The following is a 15,719-nucleotide window of genomic DNA, read 5'->3' as shown; positions in this document are numbered from 1 at the left end:
TCCGGTCTGAACGACAGCTGATGTCATTGCGAATGATTGTCAACGTGGGGAAAACTATGCGATTGTTATCCTACCGGTCTCCGGTTTGGAGCGTGGCGTTAATTTTGGGAATTGTCACATCCCCATCCGCGGCTCAAGCCGGCGTCATTCCCTGGACATACAACGCAATTTTTGGAACCGGTCCGGTTTTCGGAGGTGGATACGCGGGTGCCTATCAGCAACCTGTCCCGTATTCATCCTACTACTCACCTGCCTGGAACTCTTACAGCGCAGGTTACGGCGGAGTGGGCTACGCCCCCGTCAACAGTTATTCCAACTACGGTTACTCGGGTGGCTACTCGTACGGTGCAGGGTACGGTGGGTTCGGCGTCTACAACAACGCATGCAACCCTTGTGCTTCGCCTTGCGGAGTCGATCCATGCGGCAATTCCAACTGCCCGAATGGCGATTGCTCGACCGGAAACTGCGGAGCCAGTTACACACCAGTCGGACCAGTTCCAGAACCGACCAAGACGAATCCTCCGGCTGCTCAGCCTCCAGCAAATCCTCGTCAAGGACCACCGGGCGATGACTTCCAGCCTGTTCCGCAGCGTGAAAACGATTCCGTCATGCCACCGAGTGGCGGTGCGGGTAACAATCGTGGACCAGCAACAAATCCCAACCCGGGGCTGTATGACCCAACGAACCCATTGGGGAATCGTCCTTTGAATCCTGGCGTGTCGAATCCAACGCCTGCTAATCCTGCGACATCGACTCCAAACTCGCCGAATTCGATTCCAACTCGTGACGATTCGGGTTTTGGCGGGAGCGTCCTGCCTGCGAATCCGGGTACTGGAATTATGCCAGACAATAACCTGCCAGCTTCGGGCATCGATACTGCGATTCCAAAGACCAGCAATCCACCATCCGCTCCTCCATTCTCAGAAACGGAATTGCCTGATTTTGCGACTCCAACCAATAACCCACCGCCTGCTCAACCGTCTGAGTTTAACCTGAACAAACCAGTGCAGGAGGGGGATGACATCCTTCCTGATCCAATCCCCAATCTGAAGCGTCCTGCAAATCCAGAGGTTAAGCCGCTGGAACTGGAGGCCGTTCCGATGGCAAACGTGAGCATGCAGATTCAGCGTCAGCGTGTCATGACAACTGCCCGCTATCAGAATCAGGCGCTCAGTCGCATTGATGCGACACCTGCTGCGGTCTCCACTGAGCGGATCGCTCATAAGTAAGCACAACAGACTTTCATACAGAAAAAGAGCCCGACTTCGTGGAAGTCGGGCTCTTTTTGTTGACTCGATTAGTTCGCGACGAACCGTAGGATGCCGATGAGAGAAAGAGGTCTCACAAACAGTCGTTTAACTGCTTGTTGTGGTCTGACCTCGTAGAGTGTCGTTCTGCAAACACCTGCTCTTGTGAGCGTTCAATCGGTTTGTATGTCGACCTACTGAATTTCCTGACTCAATGCATAGATGGAAGTCGTGTTGAGAACCTCAGAGTTGCTGCTAAATAGTTTTTCGATCGCAGCCCGGTGAATCTTCATTTTCAAGCCGCCAACTCCGAGGGCACCGAACGTTTGAATGCCATTTCGATCGACACCGCGATCTGTCGGGTCGATTCCTTCGAGTCCCAGAGGTGGAACGGCATTCAGGTCGATCGCTACTTTCAGGGTGTCGATTCCTTGCCACTCATCGACTTTCAGAAACTGGACCCCGGCAGCGCCAGCAGAGACGATCAATTGGACTGCATCGACAGCTGCCGCGATTCCATCGTCTGAACAATCACACGGGGTGACTTTTGCCCCTTCGATGCGTGATCGAATTAAGGCCGCTGTTGCTTCCGCCTTCTGCAGGCTGCGGGACGCGATGCGGACAGCTGCACCTTGCGAAGCGAGGATTTCGGCGGTTCGCTGCCCGACAGCGCCGGTTCCACCCAAAACGAGAGTTTCAGCTCCCTTGAGCGTCATTTCATTGGCTGCACTCCGAACCGTTGCAGCGGCAGTGGTGTCTGAGCCGCTTGCATCAAGCATGACCGAGACTCGCATTGGTCCGAAGAACGTCTGTTTGATCTTCTCAAACACCTTTTCAGCAGCCTGCACATCGCTGCCGCCAACGAAAATTGCAGTGTTGGAAAGTTCTTTCGGGCCGCGTGTGAAAATCGCTCCGTGCACAAGTGGAACAACGTTTTCGGGAGTGATTCCGCCGTTGCTGAGAATCACGTCGACGCCAGCATCGATTGCGACGACACGGTCAAATGTAGAAGGAATTGCGTCGGTATCTAACTGAAGAAGAATTCGCTTCATACAACTGCCTTGGAGCATGTTGGGACGATGGTGATCAGGATCAAATCATTGTCGGTTGAATACCGACTTCATGCAATTTCAATCAGTGAGTCTCTGCTGAAACTCGATCAGTTTGCTCCTATTAGAGCAGTTTTTCTGTCCTGTGGCACTCAAGTAGCGAATTCAACCAGGCGACTTGGCTTCATTCACACCATGATCATGCGCATATGAAAGTGCGGGGGATTCGAGAATTTTCTCACTAGCTCGGGCCATCAACGACGCGAGGGCATGGCAATCGAATTGACCGATGACCATGCCCTCGTCGAAACCGTCGATTTCAATGCAGGTCCGCAATCCCTGCGGATTGTTGCAGGACCGGCGTTCAATGTGAGTAGCTCGCTCGGGAGTCTCGCGTTCCAGTTGCAAAGATCAGGGGAACTCAACAGAGCCTTGCCTCATCTTGCCGAGACGCACTCCCGAGAGGAACTAGCCCTTCGCGAAGAATGGATGCTCCGAGGAATCTTTCTTTGCGATCACTTCTGCAGCGCTTGGCTCATCTTTCAGGGCGCGCTCGATCGAGAGCTTGGTCGCTTCGTAGTTGTACTGGTAAATCTTTTTGTCATCGGCAGCTTCCCAGTGAATGAAAACGCCGCAAACGATGCAGAGTTTGTCTGCCTGATCCTGTGGGATCGTTCCTTCTGCGAGGCAAGCTGCGACAGCGTCAGCAACGGCCTTCTGTGCTGGGCCGAACATCTGCACAGCTTGTTTTGCACCTTTGATGGTCACTTTGGTGATCATCACTGTCGCAGGTTTCACAGCGAGGTTTGGTGTCAAAACTGCGAGCAGGTTGCTGTGTCCTGCAGACTGTGTTGCGAGAGCGTTTGCGAACGCGACGCCGACAGGACCGCTCTTGTCACCAATCAGGAGGTCAATGTGGGCAATCTCAGTACCTTCGCCAACCAATGCTTCGCCGACATGAAATGACATTATGTGCTCCTTGAGGTTCTTAAACGGAGGCGGTTCGATCTTGGAAATATTGAATTGGATTGATAGCAATGCAATGTGTCGAATTCCAGTCAATCGCCTTGAATAATTTTGATATGATTCATCAGATTACAGGATTTCCCACGTGGAGTGGTCAATTTAAGTACAAATTCTCCATTTGGAGTCAGCAATTCATGACTTTTCGACACTCACGAACGTTGGGCCACTTGCTCCCTTTCATTTTTCGTAATTGTGTCCTCCGCTGCCTATCAATTCCTTTCTGACAGGGAATCGGTCACGTAAAGTTCAAGTACAAGGTTTGAAAATCTTGCATGCGCTCCACGATCTTTTCATAGGTTTGATTCCCTTTTGACTCTCCATGAATTTATTCAGTCATTGTTTGGGCTGCTGACGGTCGTTTTGCTTTTATACAGCATTCGCTGTTGGTGGATGATCATCCGCAATGGGTGGTCCAATCAATTCTCAGTTCAATCACGCTACCGAACCATTAGTATTCGACTTCCAGTCGCGGCTACGATTGCAAATTTGCTCTTCCTGTGCGTGATCATCGGCTCGATGGTCACGTCTCAAGGGCAGGTCCAAAGCAGGTCGATTGAGGAACTGCAACAACTGGTTCGGCTCACCTTACTCGAGGGTGGAATTATCCTGACCATTCTCGTCATGCTGACAATCGTGAGTGTCCCTCAACGCAATGACCTCATTCGCCTCGGCTTCCGCTGCAACCAGATTGCGGACCAAATACGCCTCGGGGGCTACGGTTTTCTGGTGGCTGTTCTCCCGACTGCACTCGCTCTCCTTGCAACGATTCCGTTAAGGAGTGAAGAGCGTTTGCATCCATTCCTGCAACTGGTGAATCAGTCGGATTCCCCAATGTATCTGTACCTGATTTCTGTGAGCGCTGTGGTCCTCGCTCCCCTGAAGGAAGAGCTGATGTTTCGGGTTCTTCTGCAGACATCGCTTGAAAAACTGATGAATCCAGCTGCCGCAATCCTTCTGACTGCAGTCGTTTTTGCGGGCGTACACGGATTTCCGGATGCGATCGGGCTACTGCCCCTCTCGTTGGTACTGGGAGTCATCTATTATACTTCCAGAAGCTATCTGGCGGTCGTTGTCGTTCACGCGTTGTTCAATGCTTATAATCTGACTGCGACTTTTTTGGGGGAATGACCACCTGTTTCAATCTTCCCGTCAATTTTGAAGCACCCTCTCTCGTATCGTGAGCCTGTTTTCTATGTCAATTGTCCCCGCACCTTTCTTATTTCGGTTTACTCTCCCGGTGCAACGGGTGGATCAATTGCCTCGTTCAAAGCGGCCGGTGTTGAGCTTGCCTGAGAGTTGTGCCGTTCCGTTTCCATCATCAATGGAATCGTCTCACAATTTTGCGTGGATGGCGCTGGCTTGGAACCCGCACGGTTTGGCGATTCAAGTGAAGGTGACAGGAAAAACCAAGCCTTGTCATTGCAAACCAGATGCGATGCTGTCGGGCGACTGCGTGCAGGTTTGGATCGATACTCGAGACACTCAAAATCAACATCGTGCCTCCCGATTCTGCCATCAATTTGTTGGTATACCGATTGGAGCAGGGACCGACGGAACTGAACCGGTCGTCCGGCAATTGCCCGTAGGACGTGCTCGAGAAGATGCGCCGGAAGTTGATCCCGAAAGCCTGCTTGCGGAATCAACACTCGAAAAAGATGGCTATCGGCTGGCTTTGTGGTTTCCGAAAGAATCGTTGCACGGGTTCGATCCTGCGCCGAACTCTCGTATCGGATTTTACGTCTCGGTCAATGACACCGAGTTAGGCAAACAGGCTTTGGTCGTCGGTGACGACTTCCCTTATGACGTGGACCCCAGCCAATGGATCAGCTTGCAGCTCGCGGAATAACACTGCAGCGAGCTCAGTTGTAATCGAGGTGGTCAAAGTTCTTTGACGGGGCAGGGACCGGTAGCGGAGCGACCGGCGGTTGGGCTGTTCCGAGTGGCCCGAAGAAACTTGGGGGAGCAGGGATGTAGCGACGCTCCTTGGGAAGGACCGATTTCCATGACACGAGTTTCACAGGGACGTGCATCTTTTCACCAAACCTCGAAATTTCGAGCGTGACTTCATCGCCCGGCCGATAGTCAGTGAGCATCTCAACCAAATGGGCAAAGTTGCGGACTTCTTGTTCTCCGACTTTCAGGATCTGGTCGTTTCTCTGAATCCCTGCGAGATCTGCAGCGCTATTGGCAACGATGTCAGCGACAGCTGCAGTCCCGGCCCCAGGGGCAGCCTGAATTCCCAGACAGGCTCCCCGTTCTTCCACTTTCAGACCAACGAGAATTGTGGAAAGCGGAAAGAGTTCCTCAGTCGGAATTGAGTTGCCACGGATGTTGTACAACGTCAAATTCTGGTGATGAGCCAATCGATGAAAATGCCAGAGATCATCTTTCGTCCCTTTCCAGTCTTCAGATAGAAGAATGGTTTGCAACATGGCTGGCTCGCCGAATCCGACTCCTGACCACGGGGCCAGAGGTGTCTGGAACAGCAAGTCATTTGGGTGGACGTAACAGAATTGGCCCCCCAATCGTTCGATTGCGAGCTTCGCGCGGCATTCACGCAATCGGGAATTTCCATTGAGAACGCGACTGGCCTCTAACGATCCGGAATTTGCCAGAAGTTCCAGAATCTGTTCAGCACGATCTCCCCTCGCATCTGAATAGGCCAGAAACACTCCCTCTAATAGTTGGACAATTCGTCCCTGAGCCTCTTCGTCAACCGTTGGAAAAGCAGTCGCGAGTACTTCTGGTTGCTTGAGGACCAGTTTTGCCAACTCTCGCTGACTGGTCACCCGCTCTTGAAAATCTGATGTGGACAGCTGAGCAATCAGGGAAGAAATTTTCGATGTAGCTGTCTCATCAGCGAGTAACGAGTGCGGATGAAAGACAAAGCACCCAGCCAGGAGCAAGGCGAGCCGGAGAATGCTCGACTTTCCTGAGGGACGACTTGTTTTTAATACGGACTGCTGCATCGCGGTGAGGTCGATCGATTCATTGAGCCAAGCTGAACCAGACTCGTTGAGGGCCTGTGAATTGAAGTTTAGCAATTCTGCTCTCAAAACATCCTGATGGGCAATTGTGGCAATTTCCACTCACGAGGGCCAGCGGAAATGAAAATCCCCACTGTCACTCAATGTCTGAGTCACAATGGGGGAGCTAGGATGAAATTGAGTCTGGTTGCCCGTAGCAGGCTTTACAGCAGCATGAACAGCCCTTCGACACCTTGCAGCTGACGGTAAATGTCATGCACTTGCTCAGCCGATTCCAGTTCTGGTTCCACCGTCACGCTAACGTGTTTCCCGGATTTGGTGGCGTTTGTCGAAAACGATGGTTCGGCATCCGCATCTAACTGGGATTTCACAGCGGCGATCACACGACCGATGAAATGCTCATCTGTAGTGCCAATCGCCTTGAACGTATAGGGCCCCGGAAATGTATGCGTCGATTTGATCAATTCGAGATCAGGCAGTCCGTCAATCATGTGAATTCCTTTTGAGTGAACTGATACAATGATAGCTGGCAGACGGCCTGAGTCGAATCGGATTTCAAACGACGCACGGAAAATCACTCAGACATGAGCCGATAGATCGGGGCGGTCAGAATCACTCGTTCCTGCTGAAGGCTATCCAGCTGCAGAAGAGCATCTTTCACCATCCGCACGCGGATCGGGTCAAGTCCTTCGAGTGACGGAGACAGCGCGTTCCAGAGTCCCAGCGATAGGTGTTTCTCATCTTTCTTCTTATTGCCCACATCGGCAAAGAGCTGTTCGATGAAATTCTTCTGTTCCGGGAAAGTCTTCAACTCGTAGTCTTTCAGTTCGACTTTCCCAGCGACATGTGCGATCGCATCGGACAGTGTGCCGATTTCGTCGACCAGTCCGAGCGCCAGTGCCTGCTTTCCGGTGTAGACACGTCCCCCGGCGATTTCATCGATTGGCTTCGACAGCTTACCTTCACGCCCAGAAGTGACATGGCCTTTGAAGACCTCGTAGGTTTCGTCCATCATTTGCTGCATGATGGCCTTTTCTTCCTTGGTCCATGGCGCACCGGATCGCAGAAGTCCCGCATTCTTTCCGCGTTGAACGCTGCTGAAATTCACACCGATTCGGTTCCACAAACCGATTGTTGAAACCTTGCCCGCGACAACTCCAATCGATCCTGTGATTGTTGTTTCATCCGCGAAGATTCGATCTGAACGGCTCGCAATGTAGTAGCCTCCGCTCGCTGCCACGTTCCCCATCGAGACGACGACGGGCTTCTTTGCTTGAACGTTTGAGATTGCTTTGAGAATGACTTCGCTGGCAACAGCTGACCCGCCTGGAGAATTGATGCGAATCACAACGCCGCGGATGCGAGGTTCGTCAGCAATCTTGTCCAGAGCAATGCGGAGTGTTTCGCTGTACGCTCCTCCGCTTTCACCGAGTAGGCCACCACCAGAATCCTTTCCGAGGGAAATCGCTCCATCGACATGGACGACAGCAATTGAGTTTTTTGTCGATTTCGGAGCGGTCGATTCATTAAGAATCTTACTCCAGAGTTGTAGCATCCCGAGCGGACTTTCAAGGTCGATATCAGAGTCCTTTTTATCGCCGTATGACTTCTCGATCTTCAGTGCCGCGCCGTGTGTCTTCTTGAGATAGCTGAGAAGTTCTTCCCGACTTTCGACAGCGTCGATCATCCCGATCTTCTGAGCCGATTCGGCAGAGTGCAACGCTGTGTCCAGCCACTCTTTGACAACTTCAGGCGTGACGTTGCGATCATTCGCAATCATGGTGACGATGCTCTCGTAAAGACCATCGATCAGCCAGTTTTTCATTTCGGCGGATTCAGGGCTTGGTTCCTTACGAGTGTACATTTCAGCGGCACTCTTGAAATCGCCGCATGTCAGGAAGTCAGGTTGCAATCCGACGAGGTCAAACAGACCACGCAGGTACATCCCTTCCATGTAAAGTCCGCCAATCCAGATGTTCCCTGTTGGGACAACGCTGATCCGGTTTGATCCAGCAACGAGGGCGAGCTGGCCAATACTAAGTCCATCGGCGTGCGCGTAAACAACTTTCTTCTCACGCACAGATTTCAGAGCTTTCCGCAACTCTTCGATTTCGCCCAGGTCGAGAGATGGTTCATCCAGTGTGAGGACAATGGCTGCGACGCTGTCGTCTTCACTTGCCTTTTTCAACTTCGTGATCAGGCTGTGGAGCGATTCTCCGGTAACGCTCGGAAAGAGTGATCCCGAGTTCCCGGGCTTGTCCGTGATGCCGCCATGAAGGTTAAATACAGCAAGGACATTGGCAGTGACTTTTTCCTTTTCAGGGGACTTTTTCTTTTCCTCTGTCGCAGTAGCGGTTGCATCGTCTGCGAAAGCGGTTGTCACGCACAGGCTGGACATCGCAGTCACTGCGAGCACAGCGATTTTGCTGGCTCGAGAAACTGAATTTAAGAGTTGGCTGAACAAACTCTTGACGCGGTACGTCAGCATTTTCAACTTTCTGAAAGAGATGACAGTATGTATCGGGTGGAATCCCATGTTGTGGACGTACTCAGAATTTCCGTCGCTGATCATATTACCGCTACTACCCTGATGTCACACGAAAAGGTTTCAATTGGAAAAAACCAGCCTTGAAATCGCTTTCAATGGCTGGTTCAGTTTGCATCACGGGCTGCATCGTTCGCGCAGGTCTTTAGACCTTATTTCTGGGAGATTGCCTGAGCGAGAGGCTTCAGGATCTGGTCGATGATGTGAGATTGCATCAACTGCTCTCCTTGAGCCTGAAGTTCAAGAAGTGATTCCTGAAATGACGTCTCCGGCTTAAGGCTGCGATACTGCCTCATTGTAAAATAAACGCTGATGACATCTTCCGGGAAATCATTTCGACGCACCTGCGAAGCGTGTGTGCGGGTTTCCACAACCACTCGGCACTGGCGTCGACAATCTTCGGTCAACAGCATTGTCAGGCTCGGTTCAACGTTCAGCGGCTTGGCGTTTTCGATCGACAGTAAGGAATCGAACGCCGGCGCGAGTCCAAGTGCTTCCGCGACGAGTTCATCCTGATTTCCCCGATATTCGAAGTCGAATCCGAACATCAGGTCCAGAGCCTCGCAGTCCAGTGAACTGACAGAGAGCATGTAAGGAGCAAGCTCTAGCACCAGAAGGTGCTGCTTCATCGCCTCTTCGACGGAAGGCGGATTCACAAAGCCACTGGAGAGGCGTTTTGATTCCAGTCCCACCCAACGATAGCTGTCTTGCTCCTTGTCTTCTTCCAGCGTGAACTCGGCTGTCTCACGGCACTGAAAGTTCTGGAGAGTTGGATAGGCTTTCTGCATCCTTCCAAAAAAATCGAGAACCGTTTCTCGCTGATTAGGCAGGGGCATTTCTGTGTTAAGCGCCATATTGACGAAGAAATCGTCAGCCAGGGACGCGTAAATATTCATTCTGTATATTCTTCCGTCGTACTAACTACCGTATGCTGGACCGTCTGTGATCCTTGAAATTCGAAGAATTTCGAGGCAACGATGCGACAACCCTTTATTCTAGCAATGCAGAATGAAGTCGGTCAAAGGTGTTGTGGTTGATGTAAGTTATTTCCGGGAAACCGATTGGGGTTGATCTGCCGTACTGAGGGTCAGAGCTGTTCATGGCAAATATTCGCAAACAAATCCCCGTTGCAGTTCAGTACCGGCACTCTGGAGAAATCCATTTGAAGGTCTTCGAGACGGCGTTGGGATGGATGGCAATACTGGGAGAATCAAGAGGAGTGGTCCGATTGGGATTCGGTTTCTCCAGCGAACAGGAATCGATTTCACATGCTCAGAAATGGGAAGAATCTCAGGTATTAGTCCAGCAGTCTGACACCCGGATCAACACTGAGGTGACTGAAAAGTGGATGCGAAAAGCGGAATCGCTGTTAGTTGCTTACGCAGCGGGTGAGCCTGTCGATCTTTCTGAGATCCCCGTTGTTCTTGAAGGGCACACCGCATTTTCAAAGAAGGTTTGCGAGCGACTGCGAAAGGTGCCATACGGGGAGGTGATCGCCTATGGCGAGCTCGCGGAGCAGGCTGGATCGCGGGGGGCCGCTCGCGCAGTCGGGACGGTAATGTCTAAAAACCGAATTCCGATTCTCATCCCGTGCCACAGAACTTTGGCTGCCGGCGGGAAAATCGGGGGATATTCAGCAGCGGACGGAGTCTCGACGAAAAAGAGGCTCCTTCGACTCGAAAATCCTCACCGACTTTTTGATTAGTTCGTTTCGGAGGCCAGGCACACCGTGGCGATCTCTTGATGGCGAGGGAAGTCCAAAAGTATTGCTCTGACGTCTTTTACGCTAATTTCTCTTTTGTCGTTGTGTAAACATAGGGACGATGAATGAGAGGAAACCGATCGCCCCCACAATCGGAATGAGGACCTTCGGCTCTTTGAAGACTCTTGTAATCAAAATCAGCCCGCCGATGACACCGAGCGTCCACCATGGGGAAACATTTGCCCACGCGGCCGCTCTTCCTTTCGTAGGCATGCCGATCCAAAAGGCGATAAGAAGTAATCCGGATCGGATAAAACTGCCGCACCAAAGGTCGCTCCATTGATGCAGGATGCCAATCGCGAGTCCGGCGAAGAGGCACCCGATCGCCACGAGCGCGACAAGGAGCCGATTGAGTTGCTGACGCGAAGGCATATTGAAAGAGTTCCTATCTTCTGCAGGTTGACTGTACTCTCAGTCTTGACTGAGGTGCAGTAAAATCGATCAGGCGGATGGTTTTCCGAATTATCTGAAGTGGGGTCAACATCTTCGATCCGATATTAGAGCAAAGCAGCGGGTAGAGTGCTTTGAATGAACACTCTGAGATCCCGAAACTTTTTCTGAGCGATCTCCTTTTGGTGTCGATTCGTTGTACTGCCCGATGTGGAGGTGAAACGATTCGCCTACGGGGGAGCGCCCTGAGTTTCAGAAATCGACGATTTTCATGCAATGAATGGCGTTCACGGATGAACAATTTGCGGCTCAGTCTCCTACTTCTGCTATTGAATACTGGCTGCATCCGTACAGCAGTTGTTCAATTCTGGGAGCCTGCTTCCGTCGACGTCAGTTCAATGAACCGCATTGTTGTCATGGATTTCGAAGGGGAAAAGGGTGAAGCGATCAGTTCTGTCCTGACGGACGAACTCGAGAAGAACAACTTCTACACAGTTGTCGATCACTCCAGCCTCTCGAACGGACTCCTTCAAGCAAGTTATACTCTCGGCAGCCCTGACCGCGGGGCTCTCGACGATGTTCTCTCAGCCGCTCGAGTCAAAGGAATTGATGGGATCGTCCTTGGTGAAGTGCAGGAATATCACTACGAGAACAGAAAAGTTCGCCGTCTCATCTCGAAGACGTCATTGGAGCGAAATCCGTTTCAGGCCGTCGATGTTGAGAGCTCTGTAGACGAGACTGATGCACGAGAACAATCCATTTGTGATGCCAAAGTGACCATTTCCTTTCGGCTGGTCGACGTCAAAACGGGCGATGTCCGCGCTGAAAAAGAGGTGACCAAAACTCATCAACTGGAGATTGGCTCCGGATTGACCGCCGGCACATCGGAAGACGAAGTGTTGCGATCACTCACGGATAAATGTGTCTCGGAAATTGTTGTGATGCTGGCCCCGCATCCGGTGGTTGCTGAATTTCAGCTCGCAAACTGTGATGTCTGGACCAGAGGGCGACGCGAAGTTCGAGAAGGGAACCGTCTGGCTCATTTGGGAGAGTGGGAGCGGGCTGAATTGATGTGGCAAAAGGCGATCGAGTTAGAACCTGACAACCACGCTGCCCACTTCAATCTCGCTGTTTCTGCCGACCATCGCCAGGAATATTCCAAAGCAGAGGAATACGCCATGCAAGCGATTCGCCTACAGCATAAGCCCGTCTATGCGAGCGGCTTGAACCTCATTCGGCAACACCGCTCTGCGACGGAGAAATCGACAGAACAGCACAATTCTCGAATCGCTGTGGTCGATGAAGTCGCCTTCTGGTAATCGCACTCTCAATGGTAGCGGCTGAATCATCGGCGCGAGTTTGATTCCAGCAGGAACGCCCGGTGAACGATGCAGTTTCTTGCTTTTGAAACGCTATTCGTTCTTGGATTCGTCGCCGCTGAGTTCTGATGGCGAGCTCGATTCCAGTATTGCAATCTGTTTGAATTGCGATGACATTCGCTCAATCGCTTCTGTTGGCTGCATATTGAACAACGCCTTACCTCCTGTTCCCCATGTTGGCGAATTGTAGTGGAACAGGGCACTTGCGACTCGGAAGTAGTGCACGGCATCGACATCTTCCATCTCGCCGCCGGGAACCGCTTCAAAGTGAATTTCCACAGCAGCGAATGCCGTGAGACTGTTCGACTGGAGATCACGCGCAAAGACAACCTGCGGCTGCCAGTCGCATTTGACCCAGATGAGGTCTCTTGGAATCCCGCGACGATTGGCAAGTGCAAGAAACTGCTGTTCGAGTATCGATCGGTGCTTCAGAAATTGCTTGATCGCAGTATCTGTAGAGTTTGGGGACGAAAATCGTTTCGCCACGATGAAGATCAACGTAAACGTCACCAGTAATCCGGTGACCAACCAGACTGTTGGCGACATATCCAGGCTCGGCTCTCTCTTTGCTCCAATTCGCCACCTCGTTCACAGGCGGCCTCCGTCCCCGGTTCGTCGATCAAGGAATCGGGTGAAGGGTAGAGTAGCTGGCGCGGCCGGGGTATTTCCATTCGCAATCTCATTACGCGGGACATATTGTACTTCGGTAGCAAAACGACCCGGATTTTGATCGGAATACCGTTACTGATCGATTCAATCCAGTTCCAAAACGGCGACTAAACCGGGGAAGGGTGAGCGACTTCCGACCGATGCAGTATCCGCTTGAGTTGCTGGCGGATAATTTTAGGAGTGAGAATGCGACTCAGCTGGCTCCATGCTTCCCGGTTTTTGTAGTTGCATTTGAGTGCCTGAGTGAGGCTTTTGACTGCCTGGCTCGTTTGACCGGCAGCCCGAAGTTCGGTTCCGAGCCACGAGTGTGCTTCCGAGAGAATCTCGTTCAGCTCTTTCAGTGAGAGCGGGACGGCGTCCCCTGCAGCAGCTACTTCGTCCGTGATCGTCTCGAGGAATGCTTGCGCCAGGCTGACCTGATTCCTTCGATGGGTCAACTGATCGTCCGCCCCAATTCGATAAAGTGTCGTTGGCTCATCGAGGAGGGCAACCTCTCCGAAGCGGCAGGTTCTGAGATGGAAACCAAAATCTTCTCCCGCACGTCGATATCTTTCATCGAACAGCCCCGTCTGCATTGCCCGCTCTTTGCGAATCAATGTCGTCGATGTGTGAACCAGGCTGCCGTAAAGCATATTCGCGTAAATGTTCCCGTAGCCGATACTTACCTGACGCGCTGGCTGTGAATCGATCGGAGGAAGGTCCAGATTCAGATACTTGGAGAAGAGCGGGCCGGTCAGTTTCTGATAGGAGCCGTACATCCTTCGCAGAAATCGATCGTGGATCTGCTGCCCCGATTCGCTGATGGCGGTCATGTCCGACCAGATCATTCCGACAGTTGGCAACTCGTTGATCGCAGCGACCTGCGTCTCCATCTTCCATGGCAACCAGGCATCGTCCGAATCCAGAAATGCGATCAGATCTCCGTTTGCAGATCTAATTCCCTGATTTCGAGCGGATGACACTCCACCATTCAACTTTCGGATGTAACGAACCCGTTTGTCCCGGCGCGTCTGATCAGCCATGAATGTCGGCGTGGCATCGGTTGAACCATCGTCGATGACAATCGCTTCAAGTTTCGTGTACGTCTGCATCAACACGCTCTCGAGGCACTCGGGCAGGTGCTTTTCGCGGTTGTACGTTGGGATGATGACGGAGACGAGAGGACTGGAACCGTTCATTGGAGGAACACCAGATGTGACGCACCGATTGTGTTGATCAGGCTTTGAGGCGACGTATTACCACTCTGTATTGCGAGAGTGGACTCCTTCAATCTCGCTCTGAATAAGAGAGTTGGCAATAGAATGTGCGTAATAACTGTTGAAAAATCACGTGAAATAGCTGGGAAAAACCGTTGTTGCAGGCGACGGCAGTGTTGCGAATTGTTATCAAAACTTGCTGTTCCGAAATAAACAGTTGATTCCAGACATGCAGGTGTCATTTCCGGATGCAATGGGACGAAAGATTCTACTATTTCCGTGGATGTAATTTGCCCGAAAGACCAGATGACTCGATCACCTGTCTCGTTAGCTTTCCGTTAGGCAATGTGCAGGCAGATGAGTGAGAGTCGCCCCTGAAGGTGCTCATTCCTGTGAATGTATGGGGCAAAATGTCGTCGTGAATGGCGGAGGAGCACTCCTGTTTGATTCAGGGAAATCCCTGGTCATCTGCCGATGGTGAGGCTGTTGTTTAGTGTGAGTGGCCAGCATGGGAGTGCGCGTCGTGCGATTGTGTTGTCACAAGACAGTCGCCATCTTCCCGCTCAGTACAGTGGTTCGATGTCGGGTCTTCAATCTGCAGCGTGATATGTTCCAGTTGGAAGTGATGCTTCAGCAGATCATGAATCTGCTCTCGTTCTTTGCTCCCATGCTGCACTTCGTCCAGTACGATGTGTGCAGAGACCGCGCGAAGCCCGCTTGCGATTGTCCAGACGTGTAAGCAGTGGACATCGACGACATGCGGGACTGAATAGATTATCTGGCGGACCTCCGCTACATCCACGTCTCGCGGAGCGTGTTCCATGAGAATCAGCGTGGCGTCGGTAATGAGGTTCCATGCGGAGTACAGAATCAGCAGGCAGGCCAGCACGGAGGCAACGGGATCTGCCCAATTCCAGCTGAACAGCCAGATAAGTATGGCGGCTACGATCACCGTGACGCTCCCAAGCGTATCGCCGATGACATGCAGCCAAGCTCCGCGCATGTTCAAATTCTCGTCTTTGCTCCCATGTAAAACTCCCAGGCTAATCACGTTAATGATTAGTCCACCGACAGCGACCGCCAACATGGGGATTCCGAGAATTGGCGTTGGAGTAAAGAAACGCTCCCATGCCTCATGAAGAATTCCCCCTGCAATGAGAAACAGGAGTGAACCATTCAGGAGTGCCGCCAGAATTTCGGCTCGATGATACCCGAAGGTTTGCTGTCGGCTCGGCGGGCATCTCGCCAGCCACGCTGCAATCAGGCTGATCGCCAACGCACCAGCATCCGATGCCATATGGCCAGCGTCTGCAAGTAGGGCCAGTGAGCCAGTCCAGAGTCCAGCTACGACCTCCGCAATACAGTAAATCGCGATCAGACCGAGTGTGATCAAGAGCTTACGTTGATTGCCGGTTCCAGAACTGTGGTGAGGCCCTTTGTGCTGGCATCCTGAACCCATCGAGTCTCTC

At 52.0% G+C, this 15,719-nt stretch carries 15 protein-coding genes; 5 read left to right on the top strand and 10 right to left on the bottom strand.

Going from position 1 to position 15,719, the window contains the following annotated elements:
- The first annotated feature begins 56 nt into the window (after positions 1 to 56).
- Positions 57 to 1,229, top strand: a complete 1,173-nt coding sequence (locus SH668x_RS12730) for a hypothetical protein (RefSeq protein ID WP_437185441.1) — start codon at positions 57 to 59, stop codon at positions 1,227 to 1,229.
- Positions 1,230 to 1,441: 212 nt separating this feature from the next.
- On the opposite strand, the gene SH668x_RS12725 is transcribed toward SH668x_RS12730, so the two are convergent.
- Together SH668x_RS12725 and fae are read right to left on the bottom strand one after the other, a co-directional pair.
- Positions 1,442 to 2,299, bottom strand: a complete 858-nt coding sequence (locus SH668x_RS12725; protein WP_437185440.1) for an NAD(P)-dependent methylenetetrahydromethanopterin dehydrogenase — start codon at positions 2,297 to 2,299, stop codon at positions 1,442 to 1,444.
- Between the two features lie 465 nt (positions 2,300 to 2,764).
- Positions 2,765 to 3,265, bottom strand: a complete 501-nt coding sequence (fae, locus tag SH668x_RS12720) for a formaldehyde-activating enzyme (protein ID WP_437185439.1) — start codon at positions 3,263 to 3,265, stop codon at positions 2,765 to 2,767.
- 447 nt (positions 3,266 to 3,712) lie between these two features.
- On the opposite strand from fae, the gene SH668x_RS12715 reads away from it, so the two are divergent.
- Together SH668x_RS12715 and SH668x_RS12710 are read left to right on the top strand one after the other, a co-directional pair.
- Complete coding sequence (locus tag SH668x_RS12715; RefSeq protein WP_437185438.1) at positions 3,713 to 4,450, top strand: CPBP family intramembrane glutamic endopeptidase; 738 nt, start codon at positions 3,713 to 3,715, stop codon at positions 4,448 to 4,450.
- A 220-nt stretch (positions 4,451 to 4,670) separates the two neighbouring features.
- Complete coding sequence (locus SH668x_RS12710; protein ID WP_437185437.1) at positions 4,671 to 5,168, top strand: hypothetical protein; 498 nt, start codon at positions 4,671 to 4,673, stop codon at positions 5,166 to 5,168.
- 13 nt (positions 5,169 to 5,181) lie between these two features.
- Here SH668x_RS12710 and SH668x_RS12705 read toward each other — a convergent pair whose 3' ends face one another.
- From SH668x_RS12705 to SH668x_RS12690, 4 genes are all read right to left on the bottom strand, one after another.
- Positions 5,182 to 6,366: a PDZ domain-containing protein gene (locus SH668x_RS12705; RefSeq protein WP_437185436.1), complete on the bottom strand. Its 1,185-nt coding sequence runs from the start codon at positions 6,364 to 6,366 to the stop codon at positions 5,182 to 5,184.
- Positions 6,367 to 6,512: 146 nt separating this feature from the next.
- Complete coding sequence (locus tag SH668x_RS12700) at positions 6,513 to 6,800, bottom strand: YbeD family protein (RefSeq protein WP_437185435.1); 288 nt, start codon at positions 6,798 to 6,800, stop codon at positions 6,513 to 6,515.
- Positions 6,801 to 6,883: 83 nt separating this feature from the next.
- Positions 6,884 to 8,797: a signal peptide peptidase SppA gene (gene sppA / locus SH668x_RS12695; RefSeq protein WP_437185434.1), complete on the bottom strand. Its 1,914-nt coding sequence runs from the start codon at positions 8,795 to 8,797 to the stop codon at positions 6,884 to 6,886.
- Positions 8,798 to 9,006: 209 nt separating this feature from the next.
- On the bottom strand, positions 9,007 to 9,750 hold the full coding sequence (locus tag SH668x_RS12690) for a hypothetical protein (protein ID WP_437185433.1): 744 nt from the start codon (positions 9,748 to 9,750) through the stop codon (positions 9,007 to 9,009).
- A gap of 203 nt (positions 9,751 to 9,953) precedes the next feature.
- Between SH668x_RS12690 and SH668x_RS12685 the strand changes: the two genes are divergently transcribed.
- Positions 9,954 to 10,559, top strand: a complete 606-nt coding sequence (locus tag SH668x_RS12685) for a methylated-DNA--[protein]-cysteine S-methyltransferase (protein WP_437185432.1) — start codon at positions 9,954 to 9,956, stop codon at positions 10,557 to 10,559.
- A gap of 81 nt (positions 10,560 to 10,640) precedes the next feature.
- Here the strand turns inward: SH668x_RS12685 and SH668x_RS12680 are convergent, their stop codons facing one another.
- Positions 10,641 to 10,988, bottom strand: a complete 348-nt coding sequence (locus SH668x_RS12680; protein ID WP_437185431.1) for a hypothetical protein — start codon at positions 10,986 to 10,988, stop codon at positions 10,641 to 10,643.
- A 311-nt stretch (positions 10,989 to 11,299) separates the two neighbouring features.
- On the opposite strand from SH668x_RS12680, the gene SH668x_RS12675 reads away from it, so the two are divergent.
- Positions 11,300 to 12,325: a CsgG/HfaB family protein gene (locus SH668x_RS12675; protein ID WP_437185430.1), complete on the top strand. Its 1,026-nt coding sequence runs from the start codon at positions 11,300 to 11,302 to the stop codon at positions 12,323 to 12,325.
- A 93-nt stretch (positions 12,326 to 12,418) separates the two neighbouring features.
- On the opposite strand, the gene SH668x_RS12670 is transcribed toward SH668x_RS12675, so the two are convergent.
- The 3 genes from SH668x_RS12670 to SH668x_RS12660 all read right to left on the bottom strand — a co-directional run bounded on the left by SH668x_RS12670 (position 12,419) and on the right by SH668x_RS12660 (position 15,709).
- Positions 12,419 to 12,931 (bottom strand): hypothetical protein, encoded by a 513-nt coding sequence (locus SH668x_RS12670; protein WP_437185429.1) that lies wholly within the window; start codon positions 12,929 to 12,931, stop codon positions 12,419 to 12,421.
- Positions 12,932 to 13,161: 230 nt separating this feature from the next.
- Complete coding sequence (locus tag SH668x_RS12665; RefSeq protein ID WP_437185428.1) at positions 13,162 to 14,232, bottom strand: glycosyltransferase; 1,071 nt, start codon at positions 14,230 to 14,232, stop codon at positions 13,162 to 13,164.
- Positions 14,233 to 14,740: 508 nt separating this feature from the next.
- Positions 14,741 to 15,709 (bottom strand): cation diffusion facilitator family transporter, encoded by a 969-nt coding sequence (locus SH668x_RS12660; RefSeq protein ID WP_437185427.1) that lies wholly within the window; start codon positions 15,707 to 15,709, stop codon positions 14,741 to 14,743.
- Positions 15,710 to 15,719: the final 10 nt, after the last annotated feature.

This window comes from Planctomicrobium mucosum (genome assembly GCF_051466335.1).
Lineage (GTDB): Bacteria > Planctomycetota > Planctomycetia > Planctomycetales > Planctomycetaceae > Planctomicrobium.
This window is presented reverse-complemented; position numbering and strand designations above follow the sequence as displayed.